At 76.9% G+C, this 2242-nt stretch carries 2 protein-coding genes; both read right to left on the bottom strand.

The window, feature by feature from the left end:
• A partial coding sequence (locus tag GTW08_RS08560; RefSeq protein WP_161151733.1) for an AAA family ATPase occupies nucleotides 1-696 on the bottom strand: 696 nt, incomplete at its 3' end.
• Nucleotides 697-704: 8 nt separating this feature from the next.
• A partial coding sequence (locus GTW08_RS08555) for a LuxR family transcriptional regulator (protein ID WP_237453663.1) occupies nucleotides 705-2242 on the bottom strand: 1538 nt, incomplete at its 5' end.

Raw genomic sequence — 2242 nt, 5'->3', positions numbered from 1 at the left:
CACCAGCTCCGGCACGGCGGCCGCGGTCGGGGGCACCGCGCGGTCGAGCCCGGCCAGGGTCGCCCGCAGCACCGCCGGGTTGCCGCCGGTGCAGCGACGGGCGAGGACGGTGAAAGCGCGGTCGGGAGGCGTCGGGTACTCGGCGGTGACCACCTCCCGCACCGCGCCGAGGGAGAGCGGCCCCGTCCGCAGCACGACGTCCGACGGGCCGGTCGGCGAGACGGCCCAGCCGAGACCGTCGTGCGTGCCGTTCAGGGCGACCAGAAGGCCGACCGGCGCCTCGCGCCGTCGCCGGAGCAGCATCTGCAGCCACTGTCCCGTGTCCTCGTCGGCCCAGTGCAGGTCGTCGACGACCAGGAGCACCGGGCCGGTGCGGGCGAGGTCGAGCACAGCACGGCACCACTCGTGCAGGACGTCGGCGCCCACCGGCCCCGACCGGGGCGGCGCGGGTACCGGGCCGAGCCGCTCGACCAGACCGTGGCCCGTCGCGAGCGGGCACCCGGTCTCGGTGGGGACGGCCCGCGCGGACAGCACCCGTACCGCGCGGTCGGCGGCACGCCCCGACGCACGGCGGAGCAGGGCCGAGCGCCCCGTACCGGGCTCGCCGGTGATCGCGACGAACGGCGATCCCCCCGCCACCAGCGCGTCGAGGGCGCGGTCGAGCTCGGCGCAGGCGGCGTCCCGTTCGCGCAACACGCCGTCGATCATGCGCTGCGGACCCGGGCGGCATCGACGATCCCGGCCAGGGCGGCCCGGTCGGTGACGCCGAGCTTGCGGAACGCGCTGGTGAGATGGACCTCCACGGTGCGCAGCGTGACGAACAGCGCCTCCGCGATCTCGCGGTTGCGGGCGCCCTCGGCGGCGAGGGCGACCACCCGGCGTTCGGCACCGGTCAGCGGGTCCAGCGGGGAGCCGGTGGGCGGACGCATCCGGCCACCGGCCTGCACGAGCAGTTCCCGGGCGACCCGGGCCGCCCGCAGCGCCCCGCACCGGGCGGCCAGGGTCGCCGCCCGGCGCAGCTGCTCGCGGGCGTCCTCGGCGTGGTCGGACACCAGCATCGCCCGGCCCAGCAGGTGGTGGGCGAGGATCAGCTCGGTCCGGGCGGGCGAGCCCTCGAGCACCTCCACCGCCTCCCGGAGCATGTCCTCGCCGCGCGGACCGGCGGTGACCACACCGCGGGCCAGCAGCGCGAGCCCCCGCCCGCGGCCGGTCCCCCAGCGCGCCGCCCGTTCGGCGCCTCCCTCGACGATCCCGTGTGCCTCGTGCGCCCGGCCGGTGTCGGCGAGCAGGACGGCGGCGTGCACCCACCACGGCGCCAGGACGGGGTTCGCGATACCGGCCGCGTCGAGGCTGTCCCCGCAGCGGCGGTAGGTCGACAGGGCCCGGTCGACGTCGCCGACGTCGGCGGTCGCCCCCGCCCGCGCCATCAGGTAGTCGTGGTACTCCCAGGCGAAGTCCTCGAGCCGGGGCCGGACGATCCCGTCGAGCAGCTCGAGCGCCGCCTCCGGGTCGCCCTGCTGCTGGCGCACGTTCGCCAGTGCGATCGTCGGCACCACGGTGTTCCCCCGCCACGCCTCCTGCTCGGCGATGTCGAGCGCCGTGCGGGCGTCGGCCTCGCCCTCGGCCAGGCTCCCGACGACGACGTGGTTGGTCGCGCGGGTCCCCACGGCGAGGCTGTAGGTCCACGCCGAGGCCTGCTCGCGGCTCTGCACGACGAGCCGGTCGAGCACCGCTGTCGACTCCTCCACCTCGTCGGCCAGCCGCAGCACCAGCGACGAGGCCAGCACCGCCCAGCCGCCGAGGGTGGCCTCGTCGACCAGGAGCACCCGGCGCGCGAGGTCCACGGCCGCGGCCGCGTCGTCACCGTCCATCGCCAGGGTCACCGTCATCATCGCGAGCTTCTGGCGCTCGGCGGGAGTGCGGCCGGCGGGCCGGGCCATCCGTCCCATCCGGTCGATCGTCGCGGCCACGGTCTTCTTCTCGTCGAGCCCGACGACCAGCAGCGCGGCCTCCACGTGCGTGCGCAGCTCGGTCGCCTCGGGACCGGGGTCGGCCGGGAACTCGCGGTCCATCGTGTCCAGGACGTCCTGCAGCACCCGCACCGCACGGGGGGCCTGCTGCACCGCCAGCGAGGTCATGGCCAGCTGCACGGCGGCCTGGGCACGCGAGGGCAGGTCCACGGCCCGGTCGAGCGCGTCGCGCAGCTGCGCGACGGCACGCTCCGGCTCGTGCTGGGCCAGCG

The organism is Pseudonocardia sp. SID8383, assembly GCF_009864975.1.
GTDB lineage: Bacteria > Actinomycetota > Actinomycetes > Mycobacteriales > Pseudonocardiaceae > Pseudonocardia > Pseudonocardia alni.
Note: the sequence above shows the minus strand (reverse complement) of the source record. Positions and strands in the feature narration are given on the sequence as shown.